Here is a 21,262-nt window from a genome sequence, read left to right on the forward strand (position 1 = left end):
ATCAATTCCGAGGCAGGAAAAAGGGCCATTTCGAATGCGTCTGATACGAGTGTTGATTTTTGTCACCCTTGCGTGGAGCGCATATTGGTTCATTGCGGGCTATGGCCTGCGCACCGCGATCACCCATTGGTTCGACCAACAGGAGGCACGAGGCTGGCAAGCGGATTTCTCGGACGTTACAATGGCAGGTTATCCAACCCACCATATGACCCGTCTCAACAATCCGGCGCTGGCCGATCCGGTGAACGGCACAGCGTGGAGTGCGGACTGGATCGAATTCAAAAGCCCTGCCATCTGGCCCGGTCGGCAAGTGCTGCGGTTCGCCGATACGCCTCAACGCCTGTCTTACTTCGACCAGACATCGACAATTGTGGCTGACGAGTTGCTTGCAGAATTGCAAATGCAGCCTGGTGTCTCGCTGGTGCTGGAAAAATTGGCTTTGACAGCCGGTGCATGGTCGGTGACTGAAAACACCTTTGCTCTGGCTTCCGGAGACACGCTGAGCGTGATCATGGAACAGACGCCGCAGCCCGAAGCCTATGCTATCACCGCCCGCGCGGATGGGTTCACGCCAGGGGAAAAACTGCGGGCCTTGACGCATTCTGCCGTGTCATTGCCGCAAAGCTTTGAAACGCTGGAACTGGATATGATCACCATATTCGACAAGGTCTGGGACCGGTCGGCGCTGGAAGACAAACGACCGCAGCCTGTAGCCATCGATCTGCGTCTGGTCGAAATCAAATGGGGTGAGTTGCGTCTGTTTGCGACCGGTGATCTGGATGTGGACGCGCAGGGTGTTCCAACCGGAGAGATAGCCGTCAAAGCCGAAAACTGGCGCGACATGATCGCCATGGCGAACGCGGCGGGCGCCCTGCCCGATCAGGCGGTGGATCCCGTCACCCGGGCACTGAACTTCCTTGCGGGGCTGGGCGGCAACCCCAACGCGCTGGACTTGCAGCTGAACTTTCGGGATGGAATTGTGGCACTCGGACCGTTGCGATTAGGCCCTGCCCCGCGCCTGATCCTGCGTTAACGGCAGTAGGGTCCGCTGCGATAGCGGGCTGTGTCCAGGTGAAAATGGTCCTTGTGATAACGATCTGAATTTGGCCCCAGCACGGTGCCAAATGGGCCGCACGCCCCGCGCCAGATCTTCTTCAGCTGTTTCTGAGACGGGTTCTTGCGCCATCCGCTCAGAACGGTCACAACCTCGTCATCGGCCATTTTGAACCCCGAGATATCGATTGCACGACCCTTGCCATGCTCGGATATCCGCGCGCCCTTGCGGTTGTTACGGGTCCGGCAGGCATAATGGGCCGCCACCTGTAACTCGACCACTGGACCGCGGCGTTTGAAGGTGGGTTTGACCGTCTTGTCCACCCATTTGTTCAGCGCAATGGCGGTGCCACAATCCATCGTTGATGGACGGCTGAGCACCACGCCCGAAACCGAGGTGATCTGCACCGCATCTTTGACACCACAAGCTGAGTTCTTGCTGCCCACTTTGCCAACAGGTTTGCCTTGAATGGCGATATCTCCGCAGACGGATCCTTTGCGCAGCTTGCGCCTTTTGAACAACACCTGCTGTTCAACCGACTCGGGCCGCAAATAGGGCATCAGAGATGTGTCAGGCCCAAGTAGAGGCAGTTCCGACGGTCGCGCAGCAGCGGCCGTGACCTGCGGCGAAACCGGGCGCGAGACCGGGCGCATTTTGGCAACGTCAGAGATGATGGGCGTGCTTGCGGCCTGCTGAGAAAGAGAGGGACGTGTGAGCGGCACAAGAGACTGGTCAAGAGGGGCGGCCTGAACTGTCACAGCGCCAAGACCTATGACCCCGATCAGAATATTCCCCCAGCGCAATCTCATGAGTTTGCCTTTCCCCGCCCGAAATCCGGTGCGTCCGTGTCCTGCCCGGCATCGATAATGCCGCGACGAATAGCACGGGTCCGGGTGAAGTAGTCAAACAAATGCTCACCGTCCCCGGTGCGGATGGCGCGTTGCAGCGCAAACAGCTCTTCGGTGAAGCGGCCCAGAATTTCCAGCGTTGCGTCCTTGTTCGACAGAAACACATCGCGCCACATGGTTGGGTCGGACGCGGCAATTCGGGTAAAATCCCGGAAACCTGCTGCCGAGTATTTGATTACCTCGCTATCGGTCACCCGTCGCAGATCGTCGGCCACACCAACCATCGTATAGGCGATCAGGTGCGGCGCATGAGAGGTCACGGCCAGAACCAGATCATGGTGGTCCGCGTCCATCTCATCAACATTCGAGCCCATGCCTTCCCACAATGCGCGCAGACGGGCAATGGCCTCTGTATTCGAACCCTCAACCGGGACCAACAGACACCAGCGATTGTCAAACAACTCGGCAAACCCGGATTCAGGGCCGGAATGCTCGGTCCCTGCCAGAGGGTGCGCTGGAATGAAATGCACGCCGTCGGGGATGTGCGGTTCAACCGCCTGAATGACGTGTCGCTTGACCGAACCCACATCCGAAACGGTAGCACCGGGCTTCAACACCGGGGCAATCTCTTCTGCGACTGACCCCATAGCCCCCACAGGGACACAAAGGACGACCAGATCAGCGCCTTCTACCGCTTCGCGCGCCGTATCGCAAACACGGTCGCACAGTCCGATCTTGCGCGCAGTGTCTCGAGTCGCTTCGGACCGGGCATAGCCTGTCACTTCACCGGCCAGACCTGCACGTTTGATCGCCCAGAACATGGATGAAGCGATCAGACCCAGCCCGATCAACGCAACGCGGTCGTAAATCTGGCTCATGCTGCGTCCTCTTTGAATGCAGTTATTGCCGCAACCACACGGCGGCAGGCTTCTTCGTCGCCCACGGTAATCCGCAGGGCGTTCGGCAGGTTGTAGCCCGCAACCCGGCGGACAATCAAACCCTGCGTTTTCAGGTAATCATCACAAGCCTCGGCCTCGGCCTGATCGGCAAACCGCGCAAGGATGAAATTGGTGCAGGACGGGTCCGAGGGCACACCGATCTTGGCGAGTTCCTCGGCCAACCACACACGCAACCGTGCATTCTCAGACTGGCAGAACGACAGGAAATCGACATCGTTCACTGCGGATTCAGCCGCTGCCAAAGCGGTGAGTGACAGGTTGAATGGTTGGCGTACGCGATTCAGTACGTCGATGATCGGTTGATGCGCATAGCCCCAGCCAACCCGCATTCCGCCCAGCCCGTACACTTTCGAAAAGGTCCGGGTCATGATCACGTTCTCATGGGCATCGACCAACGATGCACCGCCATCGAACCCGTCGACAAACTCGGCATATGCGCCATCCAGGACCATCAGGCAGGTGTCGGGCAGACCCTGGGCCAAGCGTTCCAGTTCGCCGTTCGAGATCATGGTCGAGGTCGGGTTGCCCGGGTTGGTGACAAACACGATCCGAGTCCGCGCTGTCAGAGCGGCCAGAATGGCATTCACATCCACCTTACGGTCACGCTCGGCTACCATGACCGGCGTCGCACCCGCCATGCGGGCAATGATCGGATACATGGAGAACCCGTGCTCGGTATAGATCACCTCATCCCCCGGCCCCGCATAGGCCTGAGCGATGAATTGCAGCACTTCGTCGCTGCCGACACCGCAAATGATCCGCGCTGGGTCCAGGCTGTGACGCGCGCCGATGGCCGCACGCAGGCTCGCGTGGTCCGTGCTGGGATAACGGTGCAGGGTGGCAGCGCTGTCGCGAATTGCTTCAATCGCTTTGGGGCTTGGCCCGAACGGGTTCTCGTTCGAGCTCAGTTTGATCACATGCTCCACACCGGCAACATGCGACTGGCCGCCCTGATAGAGCGCGATGTCCATAATGCCGGGTTGTGGGGTGATTTTGGTCATGAGAGGCTCCGTTGAATGGGCCTCTCATACCTGTCTCAACGGGTTGAGAAAAGCAGCAATTCCCTCATGCGGCTTTGAAGCGCGCGGTTGCCGGGTCGGCGTTATAGTACGGCACGAACTCCTCGGTCCGGTGGGACAAGTCATTGACGCTGTCGATGATGAACTGAACCGTTTCCTCGCTCATCAAATACGAGAAATTCAGCCGCACCCAACCGGGCTTTTTCATCTCTTCCCCTGCAGCCAAGGCGGCGTGCAATTCTTCTGACGTTGCTTGATCGATCCCCAGCAAGCGATGCGCATAGGGTCCGGCACAGGCACAACCGCCCCGCGCCTGAATGCCATATATGTCGCTGAGCATCCGGGTGAACAACTGCTGATGTACGGGCTGACCAGAGTTGTTGCGGACGAGGAAAGAGAAGATTGGCAGGCGATGCGGGTTCTCGATCCCAAGCAAGGTCAGGTTCGGGTTGTTCGTCCAGCCGTCCAGCGCCATTTGATTGTACTGCGCCTCACGCCGTGCGATTTCGTCCGTGCCAACGACATCCTTGACGATGAAGGCCAACGCCGCGCGTATGTCTCCGATGACGTTGGGCGTTCCGGCCTCTTCCCGTGTGGACAGATCAGTGCTGTAGTCGTGGCGCCAGGGTGAAACGAAACTGACGGTGCCGCCGCCGGGCCAGCTGGGACAGGTTCGTTTCACGGCAGATTGGTTCACAACCAAAACACCTGACGCGCCCGGACCACCGGGGAACTTGTGCGGGGACACCACGATGGCATCCTTGCGCGCATCCACAGGGCCCATATCCGTCGGCAAGTACGGCCCGCCCCCGGCATAGTCCCAAACGGCCAGCGCACCATGCGCCTTGAGCAATCGTGTCACCGGATCAGGGTCAGTGATAATGCCGGTCACGTTGGACGCCGCCGAGAATGAACCGATCAGCAAATCGGCATCCGCATGTGCCTCCAGCGCGATTTCCAGCGCTTGCAGGTCGACGCCTCCGCCCTCGGCTTCGGGGATTTCGATCACCTGCGCCTTGCTTTCCCGCCATGGCAGAATGTTGGAGTGATGCTCGTAAGGTCCGATCAAGATAACCGGTTGGTCTGCCTCCTCCACTCCCAGCAGACTGACCAACCGGTTAAGCCCCGCCGTGGCACCGGACCCGGTGAAGATCACCGCGTCTTCTCCCCTCGCACCAACAAGGCGGGCTATCTCCGCACGCGCCTCTCGGCGCAGACGCGTCATGTAAGACCCACAGTAAGAGGCTTCGGTGTGGCTGTTGGCGTAGAACGGCAACACATGCTGCGCCACAAAGTCCTCGACTTGCCGCAAGGCACGGCCCGAAGCGACGTAGTCCGCATAGACAAGCGGCACGTCCCCGTGCAGACCCGGGATCATAACCTTCTCTCCGATCAGCCCATCGCGCAGGTTTGAATTGTGAGTGGTGGAACAGAGTTCCGCACGAAATTTGGACAGGGTCATGGCATTGGCTCCTAACTGCCCTATCAATCTGATATATTCTCTGCGCGGAAACTTCCCCTATCTTTGCGTGGATTTCGAATATTTTGTGTCATATGGTCAGATATGGCATCAAAACTAGATCAAATTGACACACGCATTCTGAAAGAGCTGCAAAAGGACGCCACCCTGTCGCAACGGGAACTGGCGGATCGTGTGGGTCTTTCTCAAAACGCCTGCTGGCGGCGCTTGAAGGCTCTGAACGAAAATGGCGTCCTGATTGGATCCACTGCCCGCATCGCACGCGAGAAACTTGGGTTGAGCCTTGTCGTTTTCGTTATGCTGCGCACAAGACATCATTCCGCCGAATGGCTTCAGGCGTTTCGAAGCCATGTTCTCACGATCCCAGAAGTCGTGGATTTTCATCGAATCGGCGGAGATTACGACTATCAGTTGAAAGTCGTAACGCAGGATATGGCGTCATATGATAGGGTTTATCAGCGGCTGATCGAGAAGGTCGAACTGGACAGCGTGACCTCGTATTTCGCGATGGAAGCGATCGCCGAGGGTAGACCGCTGCCAATCTGATCCGCACTTCATCTGGCCAAAAATACCTCGGGGAAATCGCCACCGGCCGCGGTGGGAGCAGAGCCTCAACCAACAAAAAAAAAAAGACCGCGCAAATGCGCGGCCTTTCGGAATTCGATTTCGGCGAAGATTAGTTCTTCGCGTAGAATTCGACGACCAGGTTCGGTTCCATGACGACCGGGTAAGGCACATCGCTCAGGCCAGGGGCGCGCACGAACGTCGCGGTCATTTTCGAGTGGTCGGTGTCGATGTAGTCAGGAACATCACGCTCGGCCAATGCAGCGGCTTCCAGAACAACAGCCAGTTGCTTGGATTTGTCACGCACTTCGATCACGTCGCCTTCTTTGACGCGGTAGGACGGGATGTTAACACGCTTGCCGTTCACTTTGACGTGGCCGTGGTTCACAAACTGACGCGCAGCAAAAACGGTTGCGACGAACTTGGCGCGGTAAACAACAGCGTCCAGACGGCGTTCCAGCAGACCGATCAGGTTTTCACCGGTGTCGCCTTTGACACGCTCGGCTTCGGCATAGATGCGGCGGAACTGTTTTTCGGTCAGGTCGCCGTAGTAGCCTTTCAGCTTCTGCTTGGCGCGGAGCTGCAGACCGAAGTCCGACAGTTTGCCCTTGCGGCGCTGACCGTGCTGGCCGGGGCCGTATTCACGACGGTTGACCGGGGATTTCGGGCGACCCCAGATGTTTTCGCCCATCCGGCGGTCAATTTTGTACTTGGCAGACGTGCGTTTGGTCACGGCTGATCTCCTTCGTTTTGTCGAAGCCCTGTCGGGCCACTATGAAGGGCGTTGTCCTCTTGAGGTTTCCCCCATGACAGGCATCCCCTTGCAGGGGCCACCAACACCAATGAAGCCGCGCTTATATCCACAACGCTGGCGGAGTCAACACGGCATACGGCACAGTTCAGAAAATCGATCAGGATATGCAGACAGCGGACCGGCGCGGACCCAAACCCGCCTGACGGCGCCTTGAAACTCTGAATTCAAGTCGGGAAAGAAACTACGGTCGCGCCGCTTTTCGATGCCGGGTTCTGGATCATCGCGAGCTCAGTTACTTCGACAACCCAGAATTCCTCTTCCCGTGGCGGGCAAGCGCCACAGAACACGAGAGTTCGCGAGGCATCATTGCCATCAGCAACAAGATTGGCGGAGAACTTTTGCGCACCGTTGGTAAGAGTAAGAGCGCCAGTCACTTGGCCGGAAATCTCACGGACAATCGGAAAGTGGCTGTTTACGTGGGTCGCAACACCACGGGCATTTCCTATTTTACCAACGCTTTGCTCGGCAACCTCACTCAGGACAATCGCTTGCCCACGCCATGACCATGCTGCCCCAATCGTCAAAAAGGAAAGAGGTGCATCCTCAAGCCCGTCAATTTCCGTTTGTCCCCAGGAAATCGCTATTTGACCGTTTGCTCCGGTTCTCATCTGCCCACTCGCACTTGTTACCACCCCAACACTAATCCCTCACTTATCAGCACAAATTTCGGCGGAAAAGAGACAGAACTGCAGCAATCGCAAGATTGTTGCAGTTGTGAATCAACATTTCGTGTGTTTACCCGCGTCTGTGCAACGCGGATCGTCCGCTGTGGCGCACCCTCTGGCAACTTTACGAATCGTGAAAAAAACGCTAAAATTGCGTCCAGTTTTTTAGATTATTTTACTCAATTCATACTGAACGAAATTCTGGTTTTTCTCGACAATTGCACGTCAACTGCAATCCAGACGGATGCCTCTATTCAATCCCTGAAACCCCTCGGCACCGTTGGGGAGTTCAAGTTCCAGAATTTTTTTCCTCTGGAGGAAGCTCTCATGTCCAAATCCAATGAAGCATCACGTACCGTAACTCAGGTCGGGTATCGCGCAGTGCGGGATAATGGCCGCGCCGAAGTCACCGGATGGTGCCGGCCGGGCGAAACACATGGAAAATCCGTTCCCCCCAAGGATGGCAGCACCAGGCCAGTAGGAGATGGCCCGACAATACTGTTCGGCTCGGATGATCAGTATGTCGCGAGCTTCAACAGAACCACCGTTTCAGTATACGCTTTCGATATGCTCGATGACGGGAAAGACCCGCTGTTTTCGTCCGACATCGGTACAGCCGTTACCAAAGCACAGGCGGCACCCGGGGCGACTTCTTTGCTTTTGTATGCAGTCGATGAAAAAGGCCGGCCGCTGTCAATCGACTTCCGCCCCAGATCCGATTGCCCCGTTATCGAAGGAGTTTCTGCCGCACCTCGCATCACGCCCCTCGCCCAGAAGATCGACGGGCGCGCTTCGGATCTGGTTGTTCTGCGACGGAAACTGGTGCTGACGTTCACCGAGCCCAAAGGTAACCGTGGCATTGTCGAACTGGACCGTCGAACCGGTGCGGCAGTACGGGTGGGCGAATACACTTTAGACGGTGAATTGACTGCGCTGGAGGCTGGCCGACACAATATTCTGCTGGGCCGGGACAAGGGCGAACTTCGCCTGGTCATGACCGGAACGGATAGCTTGCAGAGCGACGTCGAAATACATCAATTCGAAATCGACCGCGTCACAGCGGCGACGGTCGCAGGGGGCACGCATCTGGTGTTGGCCCGCAAAGGTGGTTTCGTTCAGAAAGTCGATATGCGCGCGGCCCTGCCCGCAACAACCGCACAATCAGCAGATCCTCTGGCGCGGATTTGCTATGTTCTGCAGACTCTGCTCAAGCGGTGCGGATGTGATTGCACCTGCGGGCCGAAAGGCCCCGACGATGACCGTCCTTCGGATGACGGCGGCCCCAGTGATCCAAACGATCCGGGCGATGATGAACCTTGTGACGACCGCCACTCGGCCAAGGTAGGTTTCACGATCTACCGAATTCACAAATCCGGACGGCACTTCGCCGCGTTCGGTGCTGACGCTACCCGTATGGCAATCATGGATCGCAATCTGAACGTCATGCTTGAACGCAAACTGGACAGGGCTGGGGCTGATATCTCGACCGGCCAGACACAGACGCAGAACATGCTGATACAGATGCGCCGAAAAGGTCAGCTCGAAGCGTGGCGGATTGCCGATTATGTCACCGAACTGAAACCCCGGCTGCCCGACGATTTCACCATCTTTGTTCCGCCACCCGCTAAGACGGTCACCTATTGGGGTCGCAAGAACCAGATTGCCCAGTTGAATCCAACTTTGCAGATCTGCATTTTCCCGGTCGTCGATGGCGGCCAGACCTATGGCGATGCTGACATGACTCAGCTGATCGATCAGGCCTCAGCCAGGATCTTCTCGACCGTGGACGATTACTACGACGAATGCAGCTTCGGCGATCTGGCTATTAATTTCACGGTTTTCGGGCATGACATCGGAGGGATGCGCAGACCCTTGGTGCTGCCCCAATCACAAGCCAGCTATTGGTGGGACAGTTTCCGGGCAGGCGGTCTGCGCACCGTGATGCCCGCAGATTTCTCGGCCCCTGTGATTTTAGACGGCACCGAAGCATTCCAGATGCAGGCCAATCCGAGGGCGGGAGCGGTAAAGACATACGATCTGCCATTCGCCGCAATGTGGAGCAACGGCAATCTGGGAAGCTTCCCGGTCACACTAACCTTCGATGGCACTGAAACGCTGGAACTGACGGTCGAAACCCAAACCGGTGACCCTCATGTTCTGACGTTGAACTTCCCGGCAACGACACTGAGCGTGGATCAGGGCGGTGATATTGCCGGGTTCCTAAGCAGTTTGGAAACGTTGGTAACAGATGCGATCCGCGCAGCTGAAGCAGGTATCCCAGGCAGCCCGGTTCTGGTTCAGGATGTCGAGTTCCGCCGTACGCGCACTTCGTCCAGCGACACACAGTTCGGGCGGGCGCAGGGGCGTTTCCGTATTGCCTCGGCAGGCGGGGCCACGACACAAAAAGGGCGGGTCGCAGTCACTGGCCCTGCCTCACCCGCAGCTCCCCTGTCTCAGTTGGGGTTGTCCTCTGCGGATATTCCGGGTGTGATGGATTCCAGCGCCGCCGTTAGCAGCTACTTCCGTGAATGTCTGCGCGCCGCGCAGACCGATGCCGGCGAAGGCATCGGTGGAGGCGCGGCTTACTTCAGCACAATTGCGTCGACAAACTTGGACACAACTGCCCAGGAAATAACGGTGGACATCAACCTGACCCGAGATTTCGGCGGTGTCGAAGCGACGATCGAAAGGCTCTCCAGCTCGGGCCTGAGCGGCACGGGTTGGGACACCTCGCAACCCAATCCCGGCAGCGAAAGCGGGCCGAACAATTCGAACGCGCTGCGCCATTCGGTCGATCTGGCCGATGACACCTTTACCGCAGCAATGGAACACATACGCGATACCTCAGTTTGGGACCGCAACACGGTCGAAGCGATGTTCGACAGTTTCGACGTCATGATGATCGCGCATGTCGGTGCCCCCAGTGCCAGCATCCCTGCCGCCGACCAATGGAGTTGTGACGATCCGGCCGGTTTCGGCGGCAAACGCATGTATGCACGCGGACATTTTGCGACCGACCAGAACCCCCCGGGTGGAGAAGATCCTGTGCAGATGGGCACCTCTCGGATCATCGGGCAAAGGTTCTTCGGATCCCTTTCGAGCCATGCAGGTGTGATGGCGCACGAGATCGGTCATGCGATTGGCTTACCGGATCTGTATTCGGCGAACGGATATCGCGATGATGTCGATTATGTCGATCCCTGGGCCATGATGGCCGGTGGAAACGCGAACTTCCATCATTTCTGCGGATGGTCGAAGTGGAAGCTTGGCTGGGTTCCAGATACCAATGACGTCAACACCAACCGCACCATATTCGTCGATCTGCCGTCTCCTGCGGGGACGGATGTGACCGAAGCCTGGCTGGTTCCCATTGAGTATTGGGATAGCACCATGCGACAGGATGTGCGCGACGAAGTTGGCGGCTCGGTACCGATTGGACAGCTCATGAAGCTTAATCTGGGCAGTGACGGCGGCGTGACCGCCTTTCTGGAACTGCGCGCAGAAGGTTCGAATTTTTCGCAGAACCTCAGCCCGGAGCCGACCGTGATCGCAACAAACGGGCTGGATCCGAACTCGGACAGGTCCTGGGCGGTGAACGGTCTTTATCGCAGGTCAGTGCATTTATTGAACCAGGGCACCGAGCTGCGCGCGGTGAACGATACGTGGGACTTTGCCACCGCGCCGGAATTTCCGATCAAGGGGTGTATCGCCGAAGTGGCGGATATTCGATCCATCCGAGGCGGTGCGATCCCTGTCTATCGTGTCAGGGTCGAGCGTGAACAGGCCGAATATATCGATCTGCATTTCCAGGACCATGTCCCCAGTTGGAAAAGCCCCGATATCTGGGTCGACTGGCCGGGCGACAACCCGGATCCTGCCGTGCCCCGGGTGTATCCGGTCGGAACACCAACAGATCAGGGCGAAACGGTGCGCTTCCCCGCCAGCGGAACCGAGCCACACTACGTGGTGGCAAGGGTCCACAACGCAGGCAATGTCGAAGCGCTGGACGTAAAGGTCCGCTGGTTCGTATGCGACCCGCCCGGTGCTGGTGACGATGGCAGATGGGTCAATCGTGGGACTGAAACGATTGCCTCGGTCGGAGCCGGTGCAAACGAAATTGCAGTATTCGACTGGCAAGTCGATAACACGACCAATGTGCATCAATGTATGCGGATGGAGATTATCGACTGGACCATCCCCGACGAAGTAGATCCGGCCACAGGTGACACGGTTGCCCTGGCTTCCGACGACGTGAAACTGCAAAACAACAACGCGCAGCAAAACGTCTTCGATTTTGAGGCTCTGACTTCATCGCCGTATGATCCGATCACGTTCCCCATGCAGGTCCACAACGACCGGGTCGATACCGAGATTGCGGCGCTTGTTCCAAGCGGCCTGCCTTATGGGTCGAAACTGACGATCTCGCCGCGCGAGCACCACATCCCGTCCGGCGAGTCACGCGTATTCAATTGTACGCTGGAGCTTAACGATCAAGTGATCCGCCCGGGTTGTGACAATGACAGCGGCTTTCTCCTGACAGCCTGGCGCCGGACGAACGAAGCGGATGAAATCTGGGGAAGCTGCTTCTATCACGTTCGCCCGCGTTTCCGCACATCTGTCGAGCTGGTCCGGGGTACATGGTTCCATGGCAGGGTCGTGGTGCATGGGCTTCTTCGTGTGCAAACAGAAACATCCATAAATCTTGCGGATGACCTGCCCCTGGCCGTTCGTATCAGGATGGCATTGGACGGCCCGTCGGCCACCCCGATCTGGCGCACTGTGCCGGTTCAGTCCGACGGCAGTTTTGTGATGGACACCGTGATCTCTGACGCAAAAACGATGGAAGTGGAATGTTGGTTCGACCGAACTGACCGGCTGGGGTCGTCAGTTTCGAACATCCTGAAACTGAAGCAGAGCTTCCTGGAATAACAAAGAACGGCATTTCATCTTGCCAGCCGTCAGGGGTTCGGAACAGGTCGCCAAACTTCTCTTCTGTCAAATCGACCGAAACTGTCTCTTTGGTGCTGTCGTCAGGCAGGCCAAAAGGGCGGGCCAGAGCTCTAAGTGCGTGATGCTCTTCTTTGCGCAATTTGCTGGGGCTTGTGACGCGTGCAAAATTGCAGGGGCGAACACCTCTAGTCCGGCGTAGGCTTAACAGAGGATCTGTCGGCCAATAAGCCACCCATGGCTATCAACCCAGCGCCGACCCACCCCCAGAGATCGGGTAAGCTGTTCCAGATCAGGAAACCAAAAAGAACTGCCCAGAGCATTCCGGTGTATTCAATCGGCGCCAGCACACTGATCGGTGTCATTGAGCACGCCGAAGTGCGAAAAAACACGCATAAGGCTCCAAAGACACCTAACATACCAACAAGCCACAGATCGGGCAAATCGGGAAGATAACCTTCACTTGGAACCAGAACTAAGGCTGCAGCAAAGACCATGAGATACTCATATCCGGTTATTGCTTCTGGTGTATCTCGGTCTGAAAGGGCGCGCGCTGTGATCAAGCCCAAGGCGCTGCAAAGCGCGGCCGCTAACGGGAACAGGGCGGCCGCATTGAAGCCCAAACCAGGTGGACGTATCAAAAGCGAGGCACCCACTACCCCCAAGACGAGCGAGAGGAGTTGTGTGACGCCCGGGTGTTCACGGAACACAAGAGAGGACAAACACATCGAAACGATTGGGGCGACCATGAAAATCATCGTCACCTCAGCCAGTGGAAGTCTTCTGAGACCGGAAATGAAAAAGTACATTGTTCCCAGTGTCAGCAAACCCCTCGCGAGCATGAGCGGCCATCTTTGTGAGGCCAGCGAACGCCAGTTCCGAGGCGCAATAAAAGTAACAAAGAACAAGAGGCCAAAAGTGCTTTCAAACAGAATAATCTGAAGTTCGGAATATGACTGGGCCAATACCTTGGCAACGGCATCCATCCCGGACATGAAAAATACACCAAGTGCGAAGTAAGTGGGTCCGTTAGCGTAGAATAGCGATGGCTTTGAATGTGCGCTCATCGGTCAAATTGGTCAAAAATTGACGTGTGCTCCAGATAGAAGCGCGCTGAAAACCGGCCAGGTTTTGTTCTTAGAAAGCTGTCCATTGCCTTCAGCATTTCGATAGCGTCGTTCTTTTTTAAATTGACAATGTTCTGTTCGAGCCATTGCTGAAGCTGCAGGAGTTCATCGGATTGCAGGTCATGCTCAGCGCCGATTTGAAGCATGCGTTTGTAAGAGCGATTTGAGAAATACTCCTGCTTCATGAGGTCCAGGAGCGTCTCGGCCGTTTCTTGGGAAATGATCGCATTGTGCGCAGCGGCCTCAAGTGTCGCTCTGATGTTTACAAGCGGCTCTGATAGCGATGGATAATTCAGTTCGGCGGGACCATGGTTCAAGGCCACTTCGTCGTCTCGTATCAATCGGCCATCGCGGTAATCTTCAAAGATACGACCCACGCCTTTCATACCGAAACTATGTAGCTCTGCCGCCCGCAAGGCGCCCATGCTCGAACTGCCGAACACATGTATCCCCTGATCAAGCGCCCATAGTATTTCTTTGTGCAGGACAGAGGGTGTGAATTGGAAGTAGCCGTCTATGATTCCAATGGCGCGTGGTTTGCGATCGACCACTTTCAACACGTCACCCTGAGCGGCTGGAGGCAGGTATTCGGCAGCGAGAATCTGTTCAGCTTCGCTTTGCCGAATGGTAGGGCCGCAGAACACAAATACGGTCATTGCATCAGCTCATGCACGTTTTGCGCTCGCAAGCCCGGTTTGTAGCGCGGGTCGTCATGCGGCCCTTCCAGCCCGGGTACAAGCACCCGAACAACGGCAATATGGTCAGAAACATAATCGGCGGTAATGTCGGTGAAGCAAGCGTCCTCGAATCCGGCCGCAATCAGTCGTGATTGAATCCAGTCCAGATCACTTTCGGGTGTGGCGGAATCAAATGACTGCCTTGACGCAAATCTCCGGCTTCCGGGTTGTGCGATGGTTTCGCGAAACTGCATTTCGGAATAGAAATCCTGATGCAAATCATCACGCGCGCCTGCGATTAACGTCAGCCTTTCCTGCGCAGCTTCGGTCAGAGCGCGTGACAATGCAATTTCGCGACAAACGTGACATCCTGCACCTACGGTTGGACGCGAAAGAAGAACTGGCACATTTCCTTTTTCGCATGACCAGACCAAATAGGCTGGCACACCGATTTCCGTCGTCACATCCCAAATGGCCAGATCTATGTCAGCGTCTTCAAATTTACGAAGGGTCTGATGCAATCCCTGATCGTCAATAGTCCGTTGATCGATGCGCCGTGCGTCGCGCAGATTCCAAGGCAAATGTGACCAGAGCGCAACCGCATCCCTCTCAATCACCTCACAAAGAGCATGTATTTTGGCCTCGGTAAGTGAATTGCCAGAGGCCAGGCCATTCGAAGTGGAAAGGAAAAATCCGCTTCCGGGCGGCAGAGGACGTGTATAATTCGTATGAACCAATTCGTAGGGAACCCATGTGCCTCCCTCATCCGCCATCAGCTGCATCTGGATCCAGAGATTTGGTGCGAAGGGATCAAAATCCATTCTGTTGCTTAGCGGCAATTGGTCTATCTGCACCACGTTGTGCGTGTATCTGATATCTTCAAAACAGGCGTGAATGACCGGCGACACGATACGTTCGGCGTGAAATATTTCGATGGATTCCATTACAGCAGACGCAACAGCGGCTTCATGGGTAACCCCTTTTCCTTGGGACACGGCCATCGATCGCGAATTTGGTCTGCAGACGACCGTTGTCGGAAGTCCGACACGATCCAGGCCGGTAACGTCTGCGATTCGAGTTATGCCGAAAACCGGAAAATAGGCTCTCATAAGATCGACTGTCTGCGCAGGTGGGCGGATGCGATGCGTGCCGTCAAAATACTGTTTCAAGGTCAGCTTCCCCCCATCCAATACGGGCGCGATCCACGGCTCAGGAACTGTTTATGCGCGCGTTTCCGTGTCGGCCCAAAAGTCTCGGGCCAACACTCAGTCGTGTTTGTTATCCAACGTCAAATGGTAGGTTGGATCTTCCCGCCGCATTGGGTCGGATCGATTCTGGCCCCATACTGTGCAGGATCGATCCTTGCACCACGCTGGCTCGGGTCAATCTTGGCGCCGCATTGAGACGGATCAATTTTTGCCCCAAGCTGCGTTGGATCAATTCTGGCTCCGTACTGTGCAGGGTCGATCCTTGCACCACGCTGGCTTGGGTCAATCTTCGCGCCGCATTGGGCCGGATCAATCTTCGCTCCAAGCTGCGTTGGATCAATTCTGGCTCCGCGCTGAGCAGGGTCGATCTTTGCACCACGCTGGCTTGGGTCAATCTTCGCGCCGCATTGGGCCGGATCAATCTTCGCTCCAAGCTGAGAGGGGTTGTCGCGATGGGTTCCATAGGTGGTCTTCTTACGTCCACAGGAAGTTGATTCCATCTCCGGCTTGGTTTGTGATCCCACCTGCCCGATTACGATCAGGCTGCCATCTGGTGCACGAACAGTTCTTTTGATATCAGACATTTATTTCCTCCCTTGATTTCTAATTAGTGCACTTCTTGCAGTTTCACCTCAAAACGAGGTGGCACTGTCAATTACCATAAATTCGGGTTCAAATCACCAATTTGCCCAACCCGCGCCACTCGGAAAAGTCGTGGTCAAATCAAATTCAATAATCCAAAAGCAGTTTTTCGAAGTTTTTCGCCGAATAAATGGATGCTGAACCGAAGTTCATTATTTGCCAGTTGTCGAACGGCCGGGTCTTCCTATCACCAATCATCGCGATACGATGCTGTTCTTAGATTTTCAATCGGCAGCACTCGCCAGCATATTTATTGGGTTGACCAATTACATGGGGACTGCTGATTAATTCTGCCCGGTTTGATCCCGGGTATCAGATGCTCTCCACTTTGAAAAAGCATCAGGGATTGGCATGATCGAACACTTTTTAGCTTAACGGAGGAAGAATACGCTCACCCGTACATTGTAGGTGTAGTGGATGTATGTTTCCGGATTTGGAGGTTCAGAAAACGTATTTGAATACTTTGCAGTCAGTGCCTGTTGAGTTCGCAAAATCGACCAATCATTGAAAAAATGGTAAAATTGCGCTATCATACGGTGAATTTCATAAAGCAAATTACAACCTATTTTCAGTTTGATTTTTGAGAATCCTGTTAACACACTGATTTAATGGTATCTAATGAGGAAAACTCGCTTAAAAATATCGATTGAACTTCCAGTGCTGCGCCTGTTTTTTCTTGCAGCGACAATTGCTGCGTTATTTGGAGCGGCAGTTGCGCACGCTAAGGATCGCAAAACAGTCATTTCCGGGGCGATCTATTTCTATGACAACAACGGCAACATTGTCAGGCCCTACCCATGGGAAGCCCATGCTGTTCAAGCAGGTTTGAAAGCTCGGGCCGTGAATAGCTTTCAGCAGAGCGAAATTCAAAAGCCACTGAAACTCCAAAGTCAAAAGCGCTCGGACGAGTTACTCGATATGGAGGTGGCCGAGTATTCTGTGGACACTTCGGACACGCTGGAATTGCCTACGGTGGTGCGTGTCACTTTCGCTGCCGACGTCTGGAGAGGAACGCTGGAATACCCTTTGGTTGAGCACCTTGGACGCGTAGATAAGGAACACCTATCGGTATTCAGGATTTTCGAATCCAACACCGCGCAAGTTCAACGGATCAAGGCGGTGGTCGATGGTCCGTCTAGATCCTTGGACGCATACAGAGAGGCGTATGATTGGGCCATCGCGTTGACCAATTCACCCGATGGAGACGCAGGAAGTCACAATGCCGAAGACTTTATGTTGATGGTCGAACTGGTCGAGCGGATGATCAAAGAACCCGGTGCCATGGACCAACGCATTGCCGAGGATATCGCAAGTATCGACCTCGACCGTGATTTTGAAGCGCTTGGAGCGCTTGACCGTTACCGAGTACTTTCGGAACTAGGGTTTGTGTTGGCCAGAGCACCAAACCTCGATCAGCCGATCTATACTGATTACACCTACTACGATCTTGCGCGATCCTCGTTTGATCGGGCCATTGATATCGCAAAGGCAGAAGAACTTTTAACTGCCGGACGGATCGCTGGTATTCACCAGGAGCGGTACAAAATGTCGTGTGAATATGGGCTGATCGATCAATCGAAGTTTCTCGATTGCATCAGTGATATCGACGCATTTATGGCATCTGAAGAAAATCTCTCGTTACTTTCACGGCGGGCCGGACTTTCGGACTTTGAAAAGTACTTATATCAGGTGTCAGGTGCTCCTGCAGGGCAAGGTTTGAGTTCCGACACCCGAAAACGGATCGTATGCGACCCGGATCTCAGATTTTTTTGGGTAATGTTTGCAGAGACAGCTAAGGCGAGCGGATCAATTCCGCTTGTCCAAGCCAGTCACCTACGCAGCGCCTATGACTTTTCAATTTCAATGAATGATTGCGAAACGGAAGAGTAGGAAATCATGAACGATCCCTGGTTACGCAGATTTGTCGTTGTCGTCGTTATAACGGTGTCATCCATGATTGCGCTCTTTACCATTGGGGCAGCAATTTTGCATCCCTATGTCAGCACAGATCAAACGCCGACAATCCTGGAGAATTGGGGGGGGCTCATCATTGGTTTCTACTTCGGCACATTTGTCGGTTTACTGAAAGACTGGATAGGAACGCGGAAATCAGAAGAAGAACCTCCCGCAGTGCAAGGCCCCGTCGTGCAACCCGCAGCTGTTAATCCAGTACCCGCCCACACCGCAAAAAACTAGGAGGACAATTTGGTATGACGTATTCTCGAACAACCGGACGCCAAGTCGTTGCAATAGCAGTGACACTTGTACTGTTTGGCCTGGTGGTGTCGTTGCACTCAGGGCAAGCAAGCGCCAAACCTCCGCCTGCACCCTGCCCGCCAGGTGTTTTGGACTGTTAAAACGATGGTGGGCGCGTGCTTCACGGCGACGATCGGAGCTGTTATGGCTTCAGTTTTTCTGACCATAACAGCCAGTAGCCTCAACGCAGCAGACGCAGATGTGGAAACCCAGCTTGACGAGGTGGTGCTTCTACTGCGTGAGCAGAATTTTGAGGATGCGCTCAAAAACGTCGGCAAGGTGTTACACGATTTCAGCTTGTCGGACGAAGAACTCGCACGTGCCCTTCGCTATCAGGGTACGGCCTACCTGCTTTCCGGTCAGCACGGAGAAGCGTTGGCCATATTTTCGTCCGCGCTTGATATCCGCCCGAATGATCCCTGGTTATTGTGGCGACGTTGCGAAGTAAATGGAATTATTGGGTATTTTGCCTCTGCGCGCCGCGATTGCAGCGATGCGCGCCGCTTTCTCTACAGCCCCTGGAACAGCTCAATGGACCCAGTTCGGGCCGACTATCTCTCATTTTCAATCGCTTTGTCCGAAGCGGAAGTGCACCGTAAGTTGGGGTCTCAAGAAAAAGCGATCGCAAATCTGGAGAAGATTGAAGTCAGCCAAACACTTGCTTCAGTGGATTGGCGGCGTCACGAAAAACTCGCGACACTCTATTTTGATGTTGAGAACTTCGAGATGGCCGTAAAAAACCTGGATGCCGCAATGGATGGCAGTCAAGAGGCACCAACAGAAAATCGCGCCTTTTTGCACTTTGTTCGTGCTGCAAGCTATAATCGGTTGCAGCAGCAAGACGAGGCGGCACTGGATTTTGCAGAAGCGATCGAATTGGCGCCGACCAATGAGTTGTATCTTTTTCGAGGATGCAATTTTGCCCTTACCAGCCAAAATCGCAACCTGGCCGACAAAGCTTGCACCCGCCTGGAAACGCTCTATCCGGACAAGACGCTTTATCAGCGAACAGCCGCAATCAATGAGGCGCTATCAGGCCGGTTCGCAGAAGCGCTGTCGCGTTTCGGCGGCTTCGTGATCTCGGGACAGGCGGATTTGGACTTGCTGGGCGCGATTTTCGAAGCGACAGCTTATGCGGCGTCCTGCAACCACAAGGGCGCGACGTCACCGTGTTCTGTCTCTGAATCGAAATAGAAAGTTCATAGCGATTGGATACGAGACAGTTTTAACCGCGAGGTTTTGTCGTTTTTTTGTCAAGCTAAGTCATGTTGAAACATGGCCCGGCCAGAGGCGGGTCGATGTGATGTCGAAGAAGCCGAGGTAGCTTTGGGCAGTCTTGTCATATCGGGTGGCGAAGCGGCGGGCATTCGTCAGCTTATTTAAGCAACGCCCCGCTAAATCGCGATGGCGATAAAGCGACCATTTTTTCACCAACATGCTTCTTGTGCAATTTCCGCCAAGGAATGACCGACAGCACGTTGCGGTTGTCCATGATCTTGCAAATGCGGTCACCATCGTACCAACAATCTGCCGGAAGAACGCGGTTACCAAGCCTGACCTTCCCTCAGGTTGAACCAGGCAGCTTCAAAAAGCTCGCAACCAACATCTCACTTACCCAGGCGAGTTCCATCGGCGGATGGCACCATTGAGGTTCTTTGACAGGGTGGTCCTGATCGTGATCGTGTCCTCTGTTTCCTAAACACAATTGTGGGCCAGTTCAGTTGGAAAGGCTCGGACCCGCTGACTTTTGACCTCCCGGGATGGGTTCGTCCGTACGCGCGGCGACAGCCCGATTGTTCGCCGGTATCCTTAGAGCATAGTATTCTGCTCACGAAATGTCAGACAGTCGGTTCCGACGCTCTTGAGGATGGCGGGCTCGATTAGATCAGTGTCGTCTGGATAGGGTCCCGACATTGCAAGCGCTGCCCTCAGGTCGGTTTCGGGTGATACACGGCGCCAAACCACTCTGGTGGCGTATGGGGCGCCTCCCAACCGCCATGAACTGCCGTGCATCAATCCCGTCATGATATCGGGTCTGTACGCATGAGGCGCATCCAGAGTTGACAGGCACACGGAATGTGGTGGTTCGGAATTTTGTTCCGTCACATACACACGCCCGTTTACAAATACTGCAGAGCCAAGATAGCGCGCCCTTTGCCTTGTACGGACTTTGCGGTCTTCGCCACGTTCCGACGTCCAAACAGTGACCTGGCCGCCAACTTCCCTCAGGACAGTCACACCTACTTTGATTGCATTGGGCCACGATGGAGTTCGGTAAAACGTGTTGTAAATTCCAAGAATATGCCGCCAGTCCTTGAGCGGGCTGGTGCCGATAAAGCGCTCTGCTGGTTCGTGGCATTCATTTGCCTCCGCAGAGGCCGTTGGCATGTTGTGCGTCAAAGCCGGCGTGGTCTCTGGCCTGGCAACATAGCTTCTCATTTGACTGTCTTTGGAACGAACAAAACGAAGTCCCCGGCCATATTCCCACTGAATACAACGCTCGGGGCCTTCGTCATCAGCCAGCGCTTTTCTCAATGCGCTGACCCGATTGTATATCGCGGCATCGGAAACCTCCCGGCCATCCCAGACGGCTTCGATGAGTTCATCTTTCGTCACCACGTCGCCCTCACGGTGAACTAGGTATTGAAGCAGCTTCAATACCCCCCGCTGTAATCGCGCCTCTTTGCCGTCGACATAAAGTAAATTTCGTGCAGCGTCGAAACTCCAGTGCCCATAGCTGATCAATTGGGGATTGACGTTCATACTGCTCAACCTCTCGCCGGTTTTCTCTGCGTTTAAGTGTAATTCTTGTGTGATTCCATATCGGAACTCAACTTCAAGTAAGAAAAATGGGAATTGAGAGTGCAGATTCCCAAGCTGAGTGGCGTGTAGAAAGCACAGACCACCTCGCGTCTAACGGGCACCGGAAAAAGCTTCTGCGGCGCAGGCAAAGGTGGTCGCAGGAATACTGGACATTTCAACGTATGACTTCGACCACACCG

The 21,262-nt window shown here is 55.1% G+C and carries 17 protein-coding genes and 1 pseudogene; 6 read left to right on the plus strand and 12 right to left on the minus strand.

Features of this window, described 5'->3' with window-relative positions; all coding sequences use genetic code 11:
* Window positions 1-34: 34 nt before the first annotated feature.
* On the plus strand, window positions 35-1,033 hold the full coding sequence (locus tag ACR0K5_RS05590) for a DUF2125 domain-containing protein (RefSeq protein ID WP_480628710.1): 999 nt from the start codon (window positions 35-37) through the stop codon (window positions 1,031-1,033).
* On the opposite strand, the gene ACR0K5_RS05595 is transcribed toward ACR0K5_RS05590, so the two are convergent.
* From ACR0K5_RS05595 to ACR0K5_RS05610, 4 genes are all read right to left on the minus strand, one after another.
* The gene (locus ACR0K5_RS05595; RefSeq protein WP_480628711.1) at window positions 1,030-1,863 is read right to left on the minus strand and encodes an extensin-like domain-containing protein; all 834 of its coding nucleotides are present in this window, start codon (window positions 1,861-1,863) and stop codon (window positions 1,030-1,032) included. The genes ACR0K5_RS05590 and ACR0K5_RS05595 overlap by 4 nt on opposite strands.
* Window positions 1,860-2,780 (minus strand): prephenate/arogenate dehydrogenase family protein, encoded by a 921-nt coding sequence (locus ACR0K5_RS05600; protein ID WP_480628712.1) that lies wholly within the window; start codon window positions 2,778-2,780, stop codon window positions 1,860-1,862. The genes ACR0K5_RS05595 and ACR0K5_RS05600 overlap by 4 nt, the downstream gene beginning before the upstream one ends.
* Complete coding sequence (gene hisC, locus ACR0K5_RS05605) at window positions 2,777-3,862, minus strand: histidinol-phosphate transaminase (RefSeq protein WP_480628713.1); 1,086 nt, start codon at window positions 3,860-3,862, stop codon at window positions 2,777-2,779. The genes ACR0K5_RS05600 and hisC overlap by 4 nt, the downstream gene beginning before the upstream one ends.
* A gap of 64 nt (window positions 3,863-3,926) precedes the next feature.
* Window positions 3,927-5,342, minus strand: coding sequence for an aminotransferase class V-fold PLP-dependent enzyme (locus ACR0K5_RS05610; RefSeq protein ID WP_480628714.1), 1,416 nt, complete (start codon window positions 5,340-5,342; stop codon window positions 3,927-3,929).
* A 102-nt stretch (window positions 5,343-5,444) separates the two neighbouring features.
* On the opposite strand from ACR0K5_RS05610, the gene ACR0K5_RS05615 reads away from it, so the two are divergent.
* Window positions 5,445-5,906 carry an Lrp/AsnC family transcriptional regulator gene (locus ACR0K5_RS05615; protein ID WP_480628715.1) on the plus strand — a complete coding sequence of 154 codons (462 nt, stop codon included), beginning with the start codon at window positions 5,445-5,447 and terminating at the stop codon, window positions 5,904-5,906.
* Window positions 5,907-6,036: 130 nt separating this feature from the next.
* Here the strand turns inward: ACR0K5_RS05615 and rpsD are convergent, their stop codons facing one another.
* Window positions 6,037-6,657, minus strand: coding sequence for a 30S ribosomal protein S4 (gene rpsD, locus ACR0K5_RS05620; RefSeq protein WP_480628716.1), 621 nt, complete (start codon window positions 6,655-6,657; stop codon window positions 6,037-6,039).
* A 245-nt stretch (window positions 6,658-6,902) separates the two neighbouring features.
* A complete protein-coding gene (locus ACR0K5_RS05625; RefSeq protein ID WP_480628764.1) occupies window positions 6,903-7,346 on the minus strand; it encodes a hypothetical protein in 444 nt (147 codons plus the stop codon).
* Between the two features lie 384 nt (window positions 7,347-7,730).
* Between ACR0K5_RS05625 and ACR0K5_RS05630 the strand changes: the two genes are divergently transcribed.
* Window positions 7,731-12,332 (plus strand): immune inhibitor A domain-containing protein, encoded by a 4,602-nt coding sequence (locus ACR0K5_RS05630; protein WP_480628717.1) that lies wholly within the window; start codon window positions 7,731-7,733, stop codon window positions 12,330-12,332.
* A gap of 206 nt (window positions 12,333-12,538) precedes the next feature.
* Here the strand turns inward: ACR0K5_RS05630 and ACR0K5_RS05635 are convergent, their stop codons facing one another.
* The 4 genes from ACR0K5_RS05635 to ACR0K5_RS05650 all read right to left on the minus strand — a co-directional run bounded on the left by ACR0K5_RS05635 (window position 12,539) and on the right by ACR0K5_RS05650 (window position 15,946).
* On the minus strand, window positions 12,539-13,417 hold the full coding sequence (locus tag ACR0K5_RS05635) for a DMT family transporter (RefSeq protein WP_480628718.1): 879 nt from the start codon (window positions 13,415-13,417) through the stop codon (window positions 12,539-12,541).
* Window positions 13,414-14,133, minus strand: a complete 720-nt coding sequence (locus tag ACR0K5_RS05640; RefSeq protein ID WP_480628719.1) for a TfuA-related McrA-glycine thioamidation protein — start codon at window positions 14,131-14,133, stop codon at window positions 13,414-13,416. The genes ACR0K5_RS05635 and ACR0K5_RS05640 overlap by 4 nt, the downstream gene beginning before the upstream one ends.
* Window positions 14,130-15,323: a YcaO-like family protein gene (locus ACR0K5_RS05645; protein WP_480628720.1), complete on the minus strand. Its 1,194-nt coding sequence runs from the start codon at window positions 15,321-15,323 to the stop codon at window positions 14,130-14,132. Before ACR0K5_RS05645 ends, ACR0K5_RS05640 begins: the two co-directional genes overlap by 4 nt.
* 119 nt (window positions 15,324-15,442) lie before the next feature.
* Window positions 15,443-15,946 carry a hypothetical protein gene (locus tag ACR0K5_RS05650; protein WP_480628721.1) on the minus strand — a complete coding sequence of 168 codons (504 nt, stop codon included), beginning with the start codon at window positions 15,944-15,946 and terminating at the stop codon, window positions 15,443-15,445.
* A gap of 715 nt (window positions 15,947-16,661) precedes the next feature.
* On the opposite strand from ACR0K5_RS05650, the gene ACR0K5_RS05655 reads away from it, so the two are divergent.
* From ACR0K5_RS05655 to ACR0K5_RS05665, 3 genes are all read left to right on the plus strand, one after another.
* Entirely contained in the window at window positions 16,662-17,894 is a 1,233-nt protein-coding gene (locus ACR0K5_RS05655) for a hypothetical protein (RefSeq protein WP_480628722.1), read from the plus strand.
* Window positions 17,895-17,900: 6 nt separating this feature from the next.
* On the plus strand, window positions 17,901-18,200 hold the full coding sequence (locus tag ACR0K5_RS05660; protein WP_480628723.1) for a hypothetical protein: 300 nt from the start codon (window positions 17,901-17,903) through the stop codon (window positions 18,198-18,200).
* 204 nt (window positions 18,201-18,404) lie between these two features.
* On the plus strand, window positions 18,405-19,454 hold the full coding sequence (locus tag ACR0K5_RS05665) for a tetratricopeptide repeat protein (RefSeq protein ID WP_480628724.1): 1,050 nt from the start codon (window positions 18,405-18,407) through the stop codon (window positions 19,452-19,454).
* 69 nt (window positions 19,455-19,523) lie between these two features.
* Here ACR0K5_RS05665 and ACR0K5_RS05670 read toward each other — a convergent pair.
* Together ACR0K5_RS05670 and ACR0K5_RS05675 are read right to left on the minus strand one after the other, a co-directional pair.
* A pseudogene (locus ACR0K5_RS05670) lies at window positions 19,524-19,800 on the minus strand (IS5/IS1182 family transposase); the annotation flags it as partial.
* Between the two features lie 269 nt (window positions 19,801-20,069).
* Window positions 20,070-21,023, minus strand: coding sequence for a winged helix-turn-helix domain-containing protein (locus tag ACR0K5_RS05675; protein WP_480628725.1), 954 nt, complete (start codon window positions 21,021-21,023; stop codon window positions 20,070-20,072).
* Between the last annotated feature and the right edge of the window lie 239 nt (window positions 21,024-21,262).

The organism is Ruegeria sp. AB9, assembly GCF_056542585.1.